The sequence below is a fragment of the Micromonospora taraxaci genome, from assembly GCF_007830095.1.
Lineage (GTDB): Bacteria > Actinomycetota > Actinomycetes > Mycobacteriales > Micromonosporaceae > Micromonospora > Micromonospora taraxaci.
In genome coordinates this window covers 919723-934305 of the sequence record NZ_VIWZ01000001.1, presented here as the reverse complement: position 1 = coordinate 934305, position 14583 = coordinate 919723, and the positions used below count along the sequence as shown (strand labels likewise).

Genomic DNA, 14583 nt, shown 5'->3' with positions numbered 1-14583 from the left:
AGTCACCCGATCAGGCGGTCGCCAAGAGTTGGTCCACCGGGGCGTAGTCGTCGGTCAACACCAGCGCCGAGCCGACGAACTCCGTGAGCTCCGCGCCGGAGAGCAGGCTGACCTTGGGGTCCACCTCGCTCAGCCGAGCGCGAACGGCCTCCAGCGGCAGCGGCGCGTCCGAGCCGACGATGAGGAAGTTGGCGCCCTGCTGTTCGGCGAGTGCCTCCGGCGGCGCGATCAACGCGACGTGCCGGAACTCCGCCGCAACGGTGGCCAGCTCGGCGCGGATGAACCGCAGTGGCGGGTAGTCGATGACGTTCTGCACGTACACCCCGCCGGGGCGGGTCACCCGCCGAATCTCGGCCGCCATCTCCCGGGTGGCCAGGTGCCACGGCACCACCAGGTGGCCGAACGCGTCACCGACGACCAGGTCCCGGCTGTCCGTCGGTTCGCCGGCCACCAGCATCCGGGCGTCACCCACCACCGCCCGCAGCTCCGGCCCCGTGCGTACGCCCAGTTCCTGCTTGCCCAGCTCGACAAGGCCGCCGTCGATCTCGAACACCACGTTCTCGGTGCCCGGCCGGGTGGCGGTGAGGTAGCCCGGGACGGTGAACCCGCCGCCGCCCAGGTGCAGCGCGTCCAGTCGCTGCCCGGCCGGCGCGGCGACGTCGGCGACCGCACCGATCCACTTCGTGTACGCGTACTCCAGGTGCTTCGGGTCGGCGAGGTCCACGTACGAGTGCTGGGCCGAGTTGAGCAGGAGCGTCCGACCGGTGGGCCGGTCCGGGTCCGACGCGACCCGGGCGCAGTGGTACGCCGTCTCGATGTCGCACGGGTTCGGCGCGATCGTGGTCAGCCCCGCCCCGACCAGGCCGAGGACCGCCAACGCGGCCCTGGTCCGGGCGGGGCCGGGCAGTTCGGTGGGCTCCTGCCGGCGCAGGTACCAGCCGAGACCGATACCGACCAGCCCGAGCGCGATCGCGAGGGTCAGCAGGATGACAGTGCTGCGCAGCGCGGCGACCAGCACGAATCCGGTGAGCAGGGTGGCGGTGATGCCGCCCAGGGTGCCGATCCCGGAGAGTCGACCGACCACCTGGCCGGTGCGGCGTAGGTCGGCGAGTTGGAGCTTCACGACCAGCGGGGTGACGGCGGCCAGGAGCGCGGCCGGCACGAACACGGCCAGCGCCACCAGCAGCAGGATGCCGCTGGCCGCCCCGCCGCGCAGCACCTCACCGGCGTAGCGGACCACCGGCAGGGTGATCGCGGTGGCGATGCCAGCCAGCACCAGCGCCGGCGCCAGCAGGCCACGCGGGTTGCGCCGGTCGGCCAGCCAACCACCGGACCACGCCCCGTACGCGATGGCGGCCAGCGCGATGCCGATCACCGAGCTGGTCACCTGGAGGGTCACCCCGACGTACGGGCCGACCAGGCGCAGCGCGACGGTTTCCAGCACCAGCACGGCCCCGCTGGAGAAGAAGACCAGGAAGGCAGCCAGACCATTGGGCAACGCCCGGCCGGTGACCGGAGCGGGCGAGGCCGGGGACGCTGGTGGGGCCGTTACGTCGGACGGTGGGGAGCTCATCGTCGCGATGGTACGCAGCGAAGCTGGTGCTTCGGGTCAGTACATCGAGAGATGAACATGGTTCGTGTGGGATGCGGCGGGGCTGCCGCTGCCGCTGTACGAGCGCCACCCCGTGCCGGGATGCCAGATCTGCCGGTACCAGATCACGTAGAGCACCCCGAGGCGGTCGGCGTTGCGCACGTGCCAGGCGGCCAGGCTGTCCCCGTACGACTTGTCGCCGCCGGTCGCGTTCTTGTCCTCGAAGCCGTTCGTGGCGGCCGAGAAGTCGCAGGCCCGACCCTTCGGGTGCTCGCCACCACCGCCGCTGCGCTTGCAGGAGACGTGCCGCTTGTAGCCGGCCGCCTGGGTCTGCTTGAGCGCGTTCAGGGTGCGCGGGGTGATGCAGCCGGACGTGGTCGGGTCCTTCACCGAACACGACTCCGACGGCCAGGACCCGTCCGAGTTACGCGGGGCCGGGGTCGCCGAGACGGAGCTGCCGCCGCTGAAACCGCTGCTGCTGCCCGAGCTGACCTCGGCGAGCGCGGCCTCGGCCTCCTTCTTCTTCTTCGCCATCACGGCGAGTTGCTTCTGCTGCTCGCGGACCTCGGCGTCGATGGCGACCTTGGCCTGCTGCGCCTGCTCTTTGGCCTCGACGAGGTCACGCAGCCGCTTGGCGTCGCGCTGGGCCATCAGGTCGAGGTCGCTCACTCGTTCCAGGAACGCCTGCGGCGTGCTGGTGTTGAGCAACATCGTCGCCGGGGTGAGCCGGCCGACCCGGTACGACTGTGCGGCTACCTCGCCCACCTGGGCGGTCAGCCCGACCATCCGACCCTCGACAGTCGTCAGCTCGCCGGCCAGCGCCGTCTGGCGGCGCTTGGAGTTGTCCAGTTTGGCCTTCGCCTCGATGTGGCCCTTGGCGGTCAACTCGAGAGCGTCCTGGAGCTTCTTGCTGCCGCCCTCGCCGGGCTCCGCGTACGCGGGCACGGCGGCACCGCCGAGCACCAACGCGACGGTGGCGAGCAGAGCGAACAGGGCGCGGCGGCCGAGCCGCGGGCGAAGCCTGGTCCTGGGCACGAAAGCGTCCTTCCGTCGACCGCCGGTGAACCAACTGCGGCGGCGTCCCCGCCGGCGCCTGTCGGCGGCCTGCTGGCGGAGACCGCCGGTCACGATACCGGACGACGGCCTGGTGACCAGCCCCTCGACCGCCGGGCCGCCCAGATGTCGACAGAGCGTTTCGGCGTCGTCGCGCAGGGCGCGGATCAGCTGTCGAGGAGGGCGTCGCGGACCTCGGCCCAGACCTGTTCGTTGGCGGCGACGAGCAGGCCGCGGTCGTCGTCGGCCGGGTGGTAGTCGGCGCCGTCGAAACGGCGGGCGACGCCACCGGCGGCGCGGACCAGCAGGGTGCCCGGCGCATGGTCCCACGGCAGGGTGCGCCAGAAGAGGACGAACTGCTGCTCTCCGGTGAGGATGTCCAGGTACTCCCGGCCGGCGCAGTGTTGGCCGGGCAGCAGCTCACCGAGCTGCCGACCGCCGGCGCGGACCCGGTCCCGGGTCTCCGGCGGCAGGAACCGGGTCATCGCCGCCCCGCGCAGCTCGCCCAGTGGTGGGGTCGAGGTGGTGCGGTCCACCGGTCGGCCGTTGAGCAGGGTGCCGTCGTCCGCCGAGCCGACGGCGAGGGTGTCGGCGAGCGGGTCGAGGATCCAGCCGGCGGCCGGTCGCCCGTCGGTCAGCAGCGACACCATCAGGGCGAACGGTCGGCGTCCCGCAGCGAAGTTGGCGGTGCCGTCGACGGGGTCGACCAACCAGACGTCCCCGCCGTCGCGCAGGTGCCGCAGCAGCCCCGGGTCGTCGGCGACGCCTTCCTCGCCGACCACCATCGAGCCCGGCCGGAGCCGACGCAGCCCCGCCGAGAGCAGTTCCTCGGCGCGACGGTCGGCGACGGTGACCACCTCACCGGGTGCCTTCTCCGACACGTCGTCGTCGTCGAGCTTGCGGAACAGCGGCAGCACGACCTGGTCGGCGGCCTCCCGGAGGAGGTCACCGACGTCGTCGAGCAGGGTGTCAGCCACGCGGCGGCAGCTTGACCACGCTGACGAAGAACTCGTCGATCTGGCGGACCACCGAGATGAAGCGCTCGAAGTCCACCGGCTTGGTCACGTAGGCGTTGGCGTGCAGCTGGTAGCTGCGCAGGATGTCCTCGTCGGCCTGGGAGGTGGTGAGCACCACGACCGGGATCCGACGCAGCTCCTCGTCCTTCTTGATTTCTTCGAGCACCTCCCGGCCGTCGCGGCGGGGCAGGTTGAGGTCGAGCAGGATCAGGTCGGGCGGGACCGCGTCGGCGTACTGACCCTCCCGCCGCAGGTAGGCGAGCGCCTCGGCACCGTCGGAGACGACGGTCAGCCGGTTGCGCAGCTTGTGCTCCTCGAACGCCTCCTGGGTCATCAGCACGTCACCCGGGTCGTCCTCGACGAGCAGGACCTCGATCGGGCTCTTGCCATCCGCCGGCGCGGTCATCCCACCGTCTCCCTCATGTCACCCGTTCTACCGCTTCCCGACGGCTCGTCGGCCCGGTCCGGCCGGTCCGTCCCGTCGGACTGCTCGGCCAGCGCTGCCGGAGCCTTGTTCGGGGGCGTCGTGTCGCCCTCCGGCAGAGCGGGTGGCTGGTCCGGCGACTCGACGGCGGCAGCCGCCTCCACGTCCGCCGGCAGCGCCGGCAGGGTGAAGCGGATCGCGGTGCCCTCCGGCACGTCGGTGTCCACCCAGACCCGGCCGCCGTGGTACTCGACGATCTTCTTGACGATGGCCAGCCCGATGCCGGTGCCCGGGTACGCGTCCTTCGAGTGCAGCCGCTGGAAGATCACGAAGATCTTGTCGGCGAACTCCGGCTCGATCCCGATGCCGTTGTCCTCGCAGCTGATCTCCCACTCGGCGCCCACCAGACGGGCCGAGACGTGCACCTTGGGCAGCACGTCGGCCCGGCGGAACTTGATCGAGTTGCTGACCAGGTTGGCCAACAGGTTGGTGAGCAGCGGTTCCTCACCCGAGATCACCGGCAGGTCGGTCCAGGTCAGCTCAGCGTCGGCGTACTGCCGGGCGGCCTCGGTCTGCCCGGCCACGTCGCCCATCACCTTGTTCAGGTCGACCTCGACGAAGCCGGTGGTGAGCCGGCCGATCCGGGAGAACGCGAGCAGGTCGTTGATCAGACGCTGCATGCGCTGGGCGCCGTCCACCGCGAACGCGATGTACTGGTCGGCCCGCTCGTCCAGCTGCCCGGCGTAGCGGCGCTGGAGCAGCTGGCAGAAGCTGGCCACCTTGCGCAGCGGCTCCTGCAGGTCGTGCGAGGCCACGTACGCGAACTGCTCCAGGTCACGGTTGGACCGGGTCAGCTCCTCGGCCTGCTTCTGGAGTTGGCTGTTGACCCACTCGATGCGCTCGCGCGCGCCCCGCACCTCGGCCAGGTCGGCGGCGATCTTCTGGCGCATCGCGTCCACGTCGTCGCCGAGCCGGATGAACTCCGGCGGGCCGACGGTGGAGATGCGGTGCTGGTAGTCGCCCTCGGCGACCTCGCGGACCTGGTTGGCCAGGCCGGTCAGTGGCCGGATCACCATCCGGTCCAGCGAGAGCAGCAGCACGGCGCCGGCCACGACCACCACGAGGGCGGCGACGATCAGCAGGACGACCAGGACGTTACTGCTGGTCCGCACATCGGTCGCGGCCTGCTCACGAGCGGTCAGAATCTCCGCCTGGAGGTCGTTCACCGCAGCGCGCACCTGGTCGAACTGCTGTCGGGCCGCTTCGGTAATCAACGCCTGCCCGGCTCTGGTGCCGCTCTGCTCGGTGGTGCTGATCACCGGTTCCGCGACCGACTGCCGCCACTGCGAGCTGCGCTGCTCGACGGTCCGCAACTCCTGACCGATCTGCGGATAGTCGTCGAGCAGCGCCCGCATCGAGGTGACGACGCTCGTCTCCTGCGCGAGCCCTTCCCGGTAGGGATTCAGGTCGGCCGGGTCACCGCTGACCGCGTACCCGCGGATCCCGGTCTCCTGATCGAGCAACGCGTTGAGCAGTTCCTGCGACTGCACCCGCAACGGGCCGGTCTGATTCAGAACGGCGTCGATCTGGGTGCGGTTGCGGGCCGCCACCGCCGCCTCCGCGGCGGCCAGACCGATCAGCAACACACCCACGACGGTGAGCAGGGTGACGACCCGGCGGCGCAGACTCCAGCCGCCGACCACCGGCTTCACCGGCCACCTCCCCGGCTGACCAGCAGCATGGCCACGTCGTCGGCGAGCGGGCCACCGTTGAGCCGCTCGGCCCGACCGACCAGCCAGGCCGGCAGCTCGGTCAGCGACACCTCGCGGTTGGCCGGTTCGCCGAGCAGACCGCTCAGACCCGGCACGTCGAGGCGTTCGTTGCCCTCGCCCACCCGCCCCTCGATGAGGCCGTCGGTGTACATCAGCAGGGACCAGTCATCGGTGTCGAACTCCAGGTCGTAGGCGATCGGCCGGCGGGGTCGTACGCCCAGCAGCCGGCCACCGGGCGCGGGCACCGGGGCGACCCGGCCACCGGAGAGCAGCAGCGGCGGCGGGTGCCCGGCGAGTCGGACGGTGGCCCGGTTGGCGTCCAGGTCCAGTCTGGCGGTGGCCACGGTCGCGAAGATCTCCTGAAGGCGGCGTTCGCTCATCAGCACCTGCTCCAGCGCGGGCAGCACCTCGTCGTCCGGCACTCCGGCGAGCACCAGGGCCCGCCAGGCCACCCGCAGCTCGACGCCGAGCGCGGCCTCGTCCACCCCGTGCCCGCAGACGTCGCCGACGATCAGGTCGAGGCGGTCCGGGCGGGTCTGCACCACGTCGAAGAAGTCCCCGCCGATCAGCGCGGCGTGCCGGCCCGGCCGGTAGAAGGTGTGCACCGCCACCTGGTCGGTCGTCATCAGCGGCTGTGGCAGCAGGCCGCGTTCGAGGCGGGCCGACTCGGCCTGGCGCAGCTCGACCTCGCGCAGCCGGCGGGCGTTCACGTCGGCGCGCTTGCGCTCCACGGCGTAGCGCAGTGCCCGGGTCAGCAACACCCCATCGACCTGACCCTTGACCAGGTAGTCCTGCGCGCCCTCGGCGACCGCGACGACACCCAGGTGCTCGTCCGAACGGCCGGTCAGCACACAGACCGCGGCACCGCTGGACATCTCCAGCACCTGGCGCAGCCCGTCCAACCCCTGCGCGTCGGGCAGGCCCAGGTCGAGCAGGACGCAGTCCACGTCCGTGATCCGCTGCCGCGCCTCGCTGAGACTGGTGGCGACCACCAGGTCGATCATCGAGTTGGTCTCGGCGAGTAACTCGCCGACCAGGAAGGCGTCACCCTCGTCGTCCTCCACCAGCAGCACCCGCAACCGCTCTCCCGGTGGCAGGTTGGCGTGCCGCGCCAGGCCGCCATGCGGGTACGACACGACAGGGGAACCGGTCAGACCGGGTCCCCGGGTCGGCCGGGTCACCGCCGCGAGGCGCGGGAGTTCGCTGGTGATGTCGGGCTCCTTCCGAGTGCCCTGCTGATCCTGTATTAGACAACGGTCGCACACAACACGACGCCTCCGGCGCGGGCGGGGAGGGGGATGGACCGCGTCACTGCCCATCGGATGACAAACCAGGCGGCGGTCGAGGTACGGCGTACCGGCCATCCCATCTGGCGGCACCGAGGGGCAGGATGGTGCCACCCCAGGCCCCACCACCCCCCGAGGAGTTTCCGTGGGCGCACCCACCACCCCGGCCACGACGGGCACGCCGTCCCGCCCGACTCGGGGCGTACCCCCGGCCGACCGGGCGCTGACGCGACCTCGCCGGCGGCTCCTGGCCGCCGCGGCGGCTCTGGTCGCGCTGGCCGCCGTCGGCGCCGGCAGCCTGCTCGACCTGCGTACCCCGGCGCCGAAGCCGGCGGACGCGCCGGCTGGTGAGTTCAGCGCGGGCCGGGCGTACGAGGACGTCCAGGTGATCGCGGCCCGGACGCACGTCGCCGGCAGCCCGGCCAACGACCAGGTACGCGCGCACATCGAGCAGCAGTTGCGCGGGCTGGGCCTGGAGACCGAGGTGCAGGACACTGTGGCACCGGAGGCCGGACAGCTCAGCGGGGCTGCGGGCGGGGCGACGATGGCCCGCGTCCGCAACGTGGTGGCGCGGCTGCCCGGCACCGCGTCGACGGGCCGGATCTTCCTGGTCGCCCACTACGACTCGGTACAGACCGGGCCGGGCGGCAACGACGACGCCGCCGGCACCTCGGCCATCCTGGAGGTGGCCCGCGCGCTCACCACCGGCCCCCGGCCGCGCAACGACATCGTCTTCGTGTTGACCGACGCCGAGGAGGCGTGCCTGTGCGGCGCGTCGGCGTTCGCCGCCAGTCACCCGCTGGCCGCCGACGGCGGCGTGGTGTTGAACCTGGAGGCCCGGGGGTCCACCGGGCCGGTGATCATGTTCGAGACGTCGAAGAACAACGCGAAGCTGGTGGACGTCTTCGGCCGGGCCGCCCCGCACCCGGTCGGCACCTCGTTCGCCGTGGAGATCTACCGCGCGCTGCCCAACGACACCGACTTCACCGCGTTCCTCGACCAGAAGTTCGTCGGGCTGAACTCGGCGTACATCGACGGCGGCGCGATCTACCACACCCCGTTGGACACCCCCGCGGCCATGGACCGGGGCAGCCTCCAGCAGCACGGCGACAACGCGCTGGGAGTGGCCCGGGAGTTCGGCGCTGTCGACCTGACCGACCTGCGCTCCGGGCACGACGCCACCTACTTCCCGGTCCCCGGTGGTCTGGTCCGCTACCCGGGCTGGCTCACAGTGCCACTGGCCCTGCTCGCGGTGGCAGCGGTGGTCGCGCTGGGCTGGCTGACCCGTCGGCAGGGTCGGGCCAGCACCGGCCGGCTGGCCGCCGGCTTCGGGCTGGCCCTGGTGCCGATCGTGGCCGCTCCGGTCGCCGCCCAACTGCTCTGGCTCGCGATCACCACGATCCGACCGGGGTACGCCGAACTGCTCGACCCGTACCGACCTGTCTGGTACCGGTTGGCCGTCCTGGCGCTGGCCGCCGCCATCCTGTTCACCTGGTACGCGCTGACCCGCCGCCGGATCGGCCCGGCCGCCCTGGCCGTCGGCGGGCTGGCCTGGCTGGCGCTGCTCGGCGTGCTGCTCGCCGTGGCGGTGCCCGGCGGGGCGTACCTCACCACTCTGCCGGCGCTGGCCGGCGCGCTCGGCGGGCTGGTCGCGCTGCGTACCCGGCAGACCGGGCCGTGGCCGGTGGTGGCGGTGACCGCCGCCGCGGCCGTCGGCGTGCTCATCCTGCTGCCCACAGTGGTGCTGCTCTTCCCGGCGCTGGGGATGGGCATGGGCGGGGTGGCCGCGCTGTTCGCGGTGCTGCTCGGCCTGACCGCCCTGCCGGTGGTCGACCTCCTGCACCCGCAGGCCGGTGGCCAGCGCGGGCTGCTGGCGCTGCGGGCCCGGCGGCTCGGTGTGCTGCCGGCCGGGGCAGCCGCCGTGGCGGCGGTGGTGCTCGCCGGGGTCGGGCTGGCCGTCGACCGCTTCGACGCCGCGCACCCCGCGCCCACCCATCTGATGTACGCGATGGACGCCGGCACCGGTCAGGCCCGTTGGCTCAGCCACGAGAGCGATCCGCAGCCGTGGACGGACGGCTACGTGGACGGGATGGCCGACGTCGGCGACGACTTCCCCGGACTCGGCGACGGTGAGCTGCGGGCCGGGCCGGCGCAGACGGCGAACCTGCCGGCGCCGAAGCTGGACGTGCTGGGCGACGCCACCGCCGGCGGCGAACGCACGCTGCGGCTGCGACTGACCCCGCAGCGGGCGGCCCGGCTCGCGACCCTGCACGTCGACACGTCGACCGCGACCGTGCTGCGGGCCGAGGTGGCCGGACGGTCGGTGCCGGTGGAGCCCCGCGAGGGGAAGTGGGGCTTCGGGTTGGTCTTCCACGCCCCGCCGACGGAGGGCATCGAGGTCACGCTGACAGTGCGGCCCACCGCCGCGCAGGTCGCACTGCGGGCGATGGACGCCAGTGACGGGTTGGAAGCTCTGCCCGGTTTCCAGACCCGGCCGCCGGCCGTCGGCGTCGTAGGGTCGCACAGCTCGGAGATGTTGGCGGTCGCCCGCACCTATCCCATCTGACGGACACGGCGGTGGTCCGGCGTGGCGAATCGCCCACCGGACCACCGACTATTCGTCGTCACCGAAACGCCGGTCACCCTTTCCGGAATCGTTCAGTCGGAATGTGGTCAGTCCACTGGCTCGGGCTGACCGGCACCGATACGGTGCCACCGATTTCCGTCGTGATCGGTGAAGGTGAGATCCACCAGAACGGTGTCGGTCGGGCGTAACCGGTGTTCGGCCGTAACGGTGACGAAGATGTCCTGCTTGTCGCGGCCAGGAATCCGGCGGACGTGTTTCGCGGCGGCCAGCTCGACGGATGTGCCGTCCGGGTCGTCCGGCGCGACGACCCGGGCCAGCACCGCCACGTCCAGCACCGGGGCGTCACTCTCGTTGGCCACCGTGACCCGCAGAACCGACGTGCCCCGGATCTCGACCACCGCCGACACCAACCGGGCCTGACTGGCCCGGATCCGCAGGTCGTCGCTGCGTCGGGCGCGAATCTCCCGCCGCAGTCCAAGGTAGACGAACAGCACACTGGCGATGGAGCCGACCGCGCCGAACCAGTCCGGTACGGAACCCCAGTCGACCACGTCCTGGATTGGCGACCAGTTCATCAGTCCATCGTGGATGCCCCTGTCGAGCGCTACACACGGCGGATCGGCCGGATTCGACTGCGAAATGGGAATCGGGACACCGATTACGGTCATCCGCGTGGCCTGAACGGTGAGTGTGCAACACAGCACGACGGTGGATAGGCTTGCTGTCGACGTGGTGTGGGCGACAATCCCTCCGACTGTCCATCAGATGGACAGGATCTTCCGCCGCCGACCCCACTGCAATATCGCCACCGAAGGGGGACCGCATTGACTGCGGACGTTCCACCCGAGGATGTCACAGTGCCCCGGCCTGCGTACGACCGGCCGAGTCGCGTCTCCGTGGACCCACCGCTCGGGCGACTGGACAGCCCCCTGCACGGCCGCGACGCCCTGATCGACGAGATCGTGCGGCCCGCGGAAGGCACCGAGGGGCCCTCGGTGCACATCCTGTGCGGCATGGGCGGCTCCGGCAAGAGCCACGTCGCCCTGGAGATCGCCCGTCGCGCGCGGGCCGACGGCCGGACGGTCTGGTGGGTGCAGGCCGGGCGGCTCAACTCCGGCATGCGGGAGGTGGTCAGCCAACTCGGCGCCTCGGAGACCCAGGTCGACCAGGCCTGGGCTGGGATGATCAGCGCCACCGACCTGGTGTGGCGCTACCTCAACCAGGCCGCACAGCCCTGGTTGCTGATCTTCGACAGCGCGGACGAGCCCGCCACCCTGGGCCCCACCGACGGGGTGCTTGCCGACGGCACCGGGTGGTTGCGCCGCCCGGAGGCCGAGGACGGCGTGGTCATCGTGACCACCCGGGACGGCAACCGGGCCACCTGGGGCACCTGGTCGACGCTGCACCAGGTGCGCCCACTGGCCGCCGACGCCGGCGCGCAGGTGCTGATCGACCGGGCCGGTCAGCAGGCCGGTGACCTGGCCGACGCCCGTGAGCTGTCCCGTGAGCTGGGCGGTCTGCCCCTCGCCCTGCGCGCCGCCGGCAACTACCTGAAGTCGGTCAACGCCAGCCCGGTCTGGCGTGGCTCGTCCACCATCACCACCTTCGCGGACTACCGCGCCGCCGTGCAGCGCCGGTTCCGTTCACCGCTCGACGCCCCCGACGTCGACCTCGACGAGTCGCTCGGTCTGGAGATCGTCCGCGAGGTCGACGACCTGTCCCTGGACCTGCTGTCCCGCCGCAAGCTCCAGCAGAGCCGGCCGCTGCTCAACGTGCTGGCCTGCCTGAGCGTCTCCCCGGTGCCCTACGAGGTGGTGCTCAAGCCGGCCATCCTGGCCGAGTCGCCACTGTTCAAGGGGCTCACCGGTCAGCAACGGGTGAAGGTGCTGGAGGGCATCGCCGACCTCGCCCTGGTCGACTTCGACGTCCAGGACGAGGTCACCGACCCGGCGTTCGCGCACGTGCTGTCACTGCACCCGCTGGTGCACGCGATGTTCCGCGACCGCGACGAGGTCCGTGAGCAGATCGCCGAATACCACGGGCTGGTCATGAAGCTGCTGCTCGCCGCCACCGAGGGGCAGAGCCCGGACGACTCGGCGGCCTGGACCAACTGGGACGTCCTGGTGCCGCACCTGGTCGAGGCCGTGCGGGGTTACCTCGTGCCGCAGAAACACAAGCACGACCCCGAGACGGTACGCCGAGCGCTGGAGCTGACCCGGCTCACCGCCCGCTACCTCATCGCGGTCGGCCTACCCGGCTCGGCCTTCGACATCCTGGACCCGATCATCCGTGGCTGCGCCGCGTACGACCACGACCTGGACCGGCCGCAGGTGCTGGCGCTGCGCCACGAGCTGGGCCGCACCTGGTTGGAGCGCAACCAACCGGAGATGGCCGACCGGGTGCTCCGCGAGGTGATCCGTGACCGCACCAGGGTGCTGGGCAGCGACGACGCCGACACCCTCGCCAGCCGGCACAAGCTCACCAGAGCGATCATGGCGCAGCGCCAGTGGCCGGAGGCCGAGTCGGAGCTGCGGCAGATCGTCGCCGCCGAGGACCAGGTCCGCGGCCCCGAACACTGGGACACCATGATCATGCGGCACAGCCTGGCGCTGGCGGTGCTCGCCCAGCAACGGGCACCCGAGGCAGAGGAGATGCTGCACGCCATCCTGGAGGTCCGCTACCGGCTGTGGCCGCTCAACCAACCGGAGACCTGGCAGGCCCGACACACGCTGGCCCGCTGCATGCAGGCGCAGGGCCGGCTCGCCGAGGCGGAGGCCGAACTGCGGGCCACACTGGCCACCGTGGAGCCCCGGCACGCCGACCGCAGTGAGGTGCTGGCCATCCGGGCCACCCTGGCCGCGGTGCTCCTGCTCGACGGGCGACTGGAACCAGCCATCGAGGAGTACGAGCGGCTGCTGGCCGACCGTCGGCGCCTACTCGGGGACACCCACCTGGACACTCTCCAGATCGAACACGCGCTGCGCCGTCTGCGAAACGGCGACTGACCGGGTCGGTGCTTCGCCCGGTCAGTGCGGCGCGGCCGGGCCCAGGTCGCTCGGGTCGGTGTTGCCACCGCAGATGACCACTGCCACGCGCTCCCCCGGCTGTGGCACGTACGCCCCGCCGACCAGCGCGGCCAGCGCGGCGGCGCCACCCAACTCGGCGGCGACCCGCAGCTCCGACCAGAGCAGCCGGCGCGCACGCACCAGGTCCTCGTCGCGGACCAGCACGGACACCACACCGGTGCGGCGGGCGGTGTCGTAGGCGATCTCGCCGATGCGGCGGGCGCCCAGCGAATCCGTGGCGATGCCACCGACCTCGATGTCGACAGGTCGACCCGCCTTGAGCGCCGAGTGCAGGGTGGGGATCTGCTCGGGCTCGACGGCGACGACACGCACCGACCCGTCGAACCAACTGGCGATGCCGGACACCAACCCACCGCCGCCGACCGCCACCAGCACGGTGTCGATCCCGTCGACCTGCCGTTCCAACTCCCGGCCGACGGTCCCCTGACCGGCCACCACCTCCGGCTGGTCGTACGCGTGCACCACCAACGCGCCGGACTCCGCAGCCCGCTGCGTGCTCGCGGCCAGCGCCTCGGCGTAGTGCTGGCCCACCTGGCGCACCTGGGCACCGAGCCCGGCCAACCGCTGCACCTTGACTGGCGAAGCGGTGACCGGCACGAAGACCTCCGCCGGAACGCCCAGCGACCGGGCCGCGTACGCGACGGCGAGGCCGTGGTTGCCGCCCGACGCGGCGATCACCCCGGCCGCCGGCAACGAGCCCTGGAGCATCCGGTTGAACGCCCCGCGCGGCTTGAACGAGCCGGTGTGCTGATGCAACTCCAGTTTGAGACTGAGCTGCCCCGGCACCCCCAGGTCGGCACCGTCGACGGCGATGACCGGGGTTTCCCGGACCCGCCCCTCGACCAGTGCCGCAGCCGCCTCGACGTCGCTTCTGTCCACCATGGGAAACGCCCTTCGCTACGACCAGAGGGCCAGTCGGCCGTCGTCGGTGAGCCCGACAAAACATCCTATGGAGATCCGGCGGCCATCGGTCGCGGGACGCACCGTGTGATAGTGCCGGGGATCGAACAGGAAACCCTCCCCGAGCGTGGGCCGCAGCGTCAACGACTGCGTGTCGGCCGTCACCGACTCGTCAAAGCCGTACCCGCCGGGGATCCGCTGCTCCTCGTCGCCCGGCTGCCACCGCCGCCGCCACAGCACCGTCTCGCCACCTGCGGGCGGAACCCGGACGTAGATGTTGAACGCCAACTGCGCCACCACGTCACCGTCGAGCAGCCGGCCCGCGTACTCCCGGACCGCGTCGTCGAAGTGCACCTGGAGGCCGGCGTTGATCTCGCGGACGATGCCGACGTGCATCTCCCGACCCTGCCGACGGCCGGGTGCGACATCCGGCCAGGCGGTCCGGAACGCCGCCAGGCACAACTCCCGTGGCGAATCCGGCAGGCCCAACGTGGACCAGCTCTTGTCGGCCGCGCGGGCCGCGTCCCAGTAGTCGTCCCGAAGCTCACCGGCGGCCCGGTGGTCGTTGATGGCCGGGCCGAACTTGGCGACGACCGGAAAGACCCGACTCTCGTCGTAGCGGTCCATCGGCGCGTCGGCGAGCGCAGCCGTGATCGCGTGACACCGGGCGGCGGACAGCAGCCCCGGCACCCGGATGGCGGCCAGCCGCCCCGCGATGAGCCCGGCGACGTCCGCACGGGTGATCGATTCTGATTCGACGGCGACGAACAATGGATCGGTACTGCTCGAATGCTGCACGGCGGTCCTCCCGTAACGAAGATCCCTCACCGGACATGTCGCGCCCCCCGACCCGCGCACCGTGCAATGT

General features: G+C 71.7%; 11 protein-coding genes. 2 read left to right on the top strand and 9 right to left on the bottom strand.

What is annotated here, in order from left to right; translation table 11 throughout:
- Positions 1-10: 10 nt before the first annotated feature.
- The 6 genes from FHU34_RS04430 to FHU34_RS04405 all read right to left on the bottom strand — a co-directional run bounded on the left by FHU34_RS04430 (position 11) and on the right by FHU34_RS04405 (position 6992).
- Positions 11-1573, bottom strand: a complete 1563-nt coding sequence (locus FHU34_RS04430) for a fused MFS/spermidine synthase (protein ID WP_145778823.1) — start codon at positions 1571-1573, stop codon at positions 11-13.
- Positions 1574-1609: 36 nt separating this feature from the next.
- Entirely contained in the window at positions 1610-2626 is a 1017-nt protein-coding gene (locus FHU34_RS04425) for a coiled-coil domain-containing protein (RefSeq protein WP_425280516.1), read from the bottom strand.
- Positions 2627-2811: 185 nt separating this feature from the next.
- Positions 2812-3621: an inositol monophosphatase family protein gene (locus FHU34_RS04420; protein ID WP_145778822.1), complete on the bottom strand. Its 810-nt coding sequence runs from the start codon at positions 3619-3621 to the stop codon at positions 2812-2814.
- Entirely contained in the window at positions 3614-4066 is a 453-nt protein-coding gene (locus tag FHU34_RS04415; RefSeq protein ID WP_145778821.1) for a response regulator, read from the bottom strand. Before FHU34_RS04415 ends, FHU34_RS04420 begins: the two co-directional genes overlap by 8 nt.
- Positions 4063-5796: a sensor histidine kinase gene (locus tag FHU34_RS04410; RefSeq protein WP_145778820.1), complete on the bottom strand. Its 1734-nt coding sequence runs from the start codon at positions 5794-5796 to the stop codon at positions 4063-4065. The genes FHU34_RS04415 and FHU34_RS04410 overlap by 4 nt, the downstream gene beginning before the upstream one ends.
- Positions 5793-6992, bottom strand: coding sequence for a PP2C family protein-serine/threonine phosphatase (locus tag FHU34_RS04405; RefSeq protein WP_145778819.1), 1200 nt, complete (start codon positions 6990-6992; stop codon positions 5793-5795). The genes FHU34_RS04410 and FHU34_RS04405 overlap by 4 nt, the downstream gene beginning before the upstream one ends.
- Positions 6993-7287: 295 nt before the next feature.
- Here FHU34_RS04405 and FHU34_RS04400 point away from each other — a divergent pair, with 295 nt between their 5' ends.
- On the top strand, positions 7288-9708 hold the full coding sequence (locus tag FHU34_RS04400) for a M28 family peptidase (protein WP_145778818.1): 2421 nt from the start codon (positions 7288-7290) through the stop codon (positions 9706-9708).
- A 107-nt stretch (positions 9709-9815) separates the two neighbouring features.
- Here the strand turns inward: FHU34_RS04400 and FHU34_RS04395 are convergent, their stop codons facing one another.
- Complete coding sequence (locus FHU34_RS04395; RefSeq protein WP_145778817.1) at positions 9816-10304, bottom strand: hypothetical protein; 489 nt, start codon at positions 10302-10304, stop codon at positions 9816-9818.
- Positions 10305-10586: 282 nt separating this feature from the next.
- Here FHU34_RS04395 and FHU34_RS04390 point away from each other — a divergent pair, with 282 nt between their 5' ends.
- Complete coding sequence (locus FHU34_RS04390; protein WP_145778816.1) at positions 10587-12734, top strand: tetratricopeptide repeat protein; 2148 nt, start codon at positions 10587-10589, stop codon at positions 12732-12734.
- Positions 12735-12755: 21 nt separating this feature from the next.
- Here the strand turns inward: FHU34_RS04390 and FHU34_RS04385 are convergent, their stop codons facing one another.
- Together FHU34_RS04385 and FHU34_RS04380 are read right to left on the bottom strand one after the other, a co-directional pair.
- The gene (locus tag FHU34_RS04385; protein WP_145778815.1) at positions 12756-13697 is read right to left on the bottom strand and encodes a threonine/serine dehydratase; all 942 of its coding nucleotides are present in this window, start codon (positions 13695-13697) and stop codon (positions 12756-12758) included.
- 15 nt (positions 13698-13712) lie between these two features.
- Entirely contained in the window at positions 13713-14513 is an 801-nt protein-coding gene (locus tag FHU34_RS04380; RefSeq protein ID WP_145778814.1) for a 2OG-Fe(II)-dependent halogenase WelO5 family protein, read from the bottom strand.
- Between the last annotated feature and the right edge of the window lie 70 nt (positions 14514-14583).

Bases quoted from the DNA above. Each gene is read 5' to 3' on its own strand.
- FHU34_RS04430 (WP_145778823.1), bottom strand. From the start codon at position 1,573: ATGAGCTCCCCACCGTCCGACGTAACGGCCCCACCAGCGTCCCCGGCC.
- FHU34_RS04415 (WP_145778821.1), bottom strand. From the start codon at position 4,066: ATGACCGCGCCGGCGGATGGCAAGAGCCCGATCGAGGTCCTGCTCGTC.
- FHU34_RS04395 (WP_145778817.1), bottom strand. From the start codon at position 10,304: ATGAACTGGTCGCCAATCCAGGACGTGGTCGACTGGGGTTCCGTACCG.
- FHU34_RS04385 (WP_145778815.1), bottom strand. From the start codon at position 13,697: ATGGTGGACAGAAGCGACGTCGAGGCGGCTGCGGCACTGGTCGAGGGG.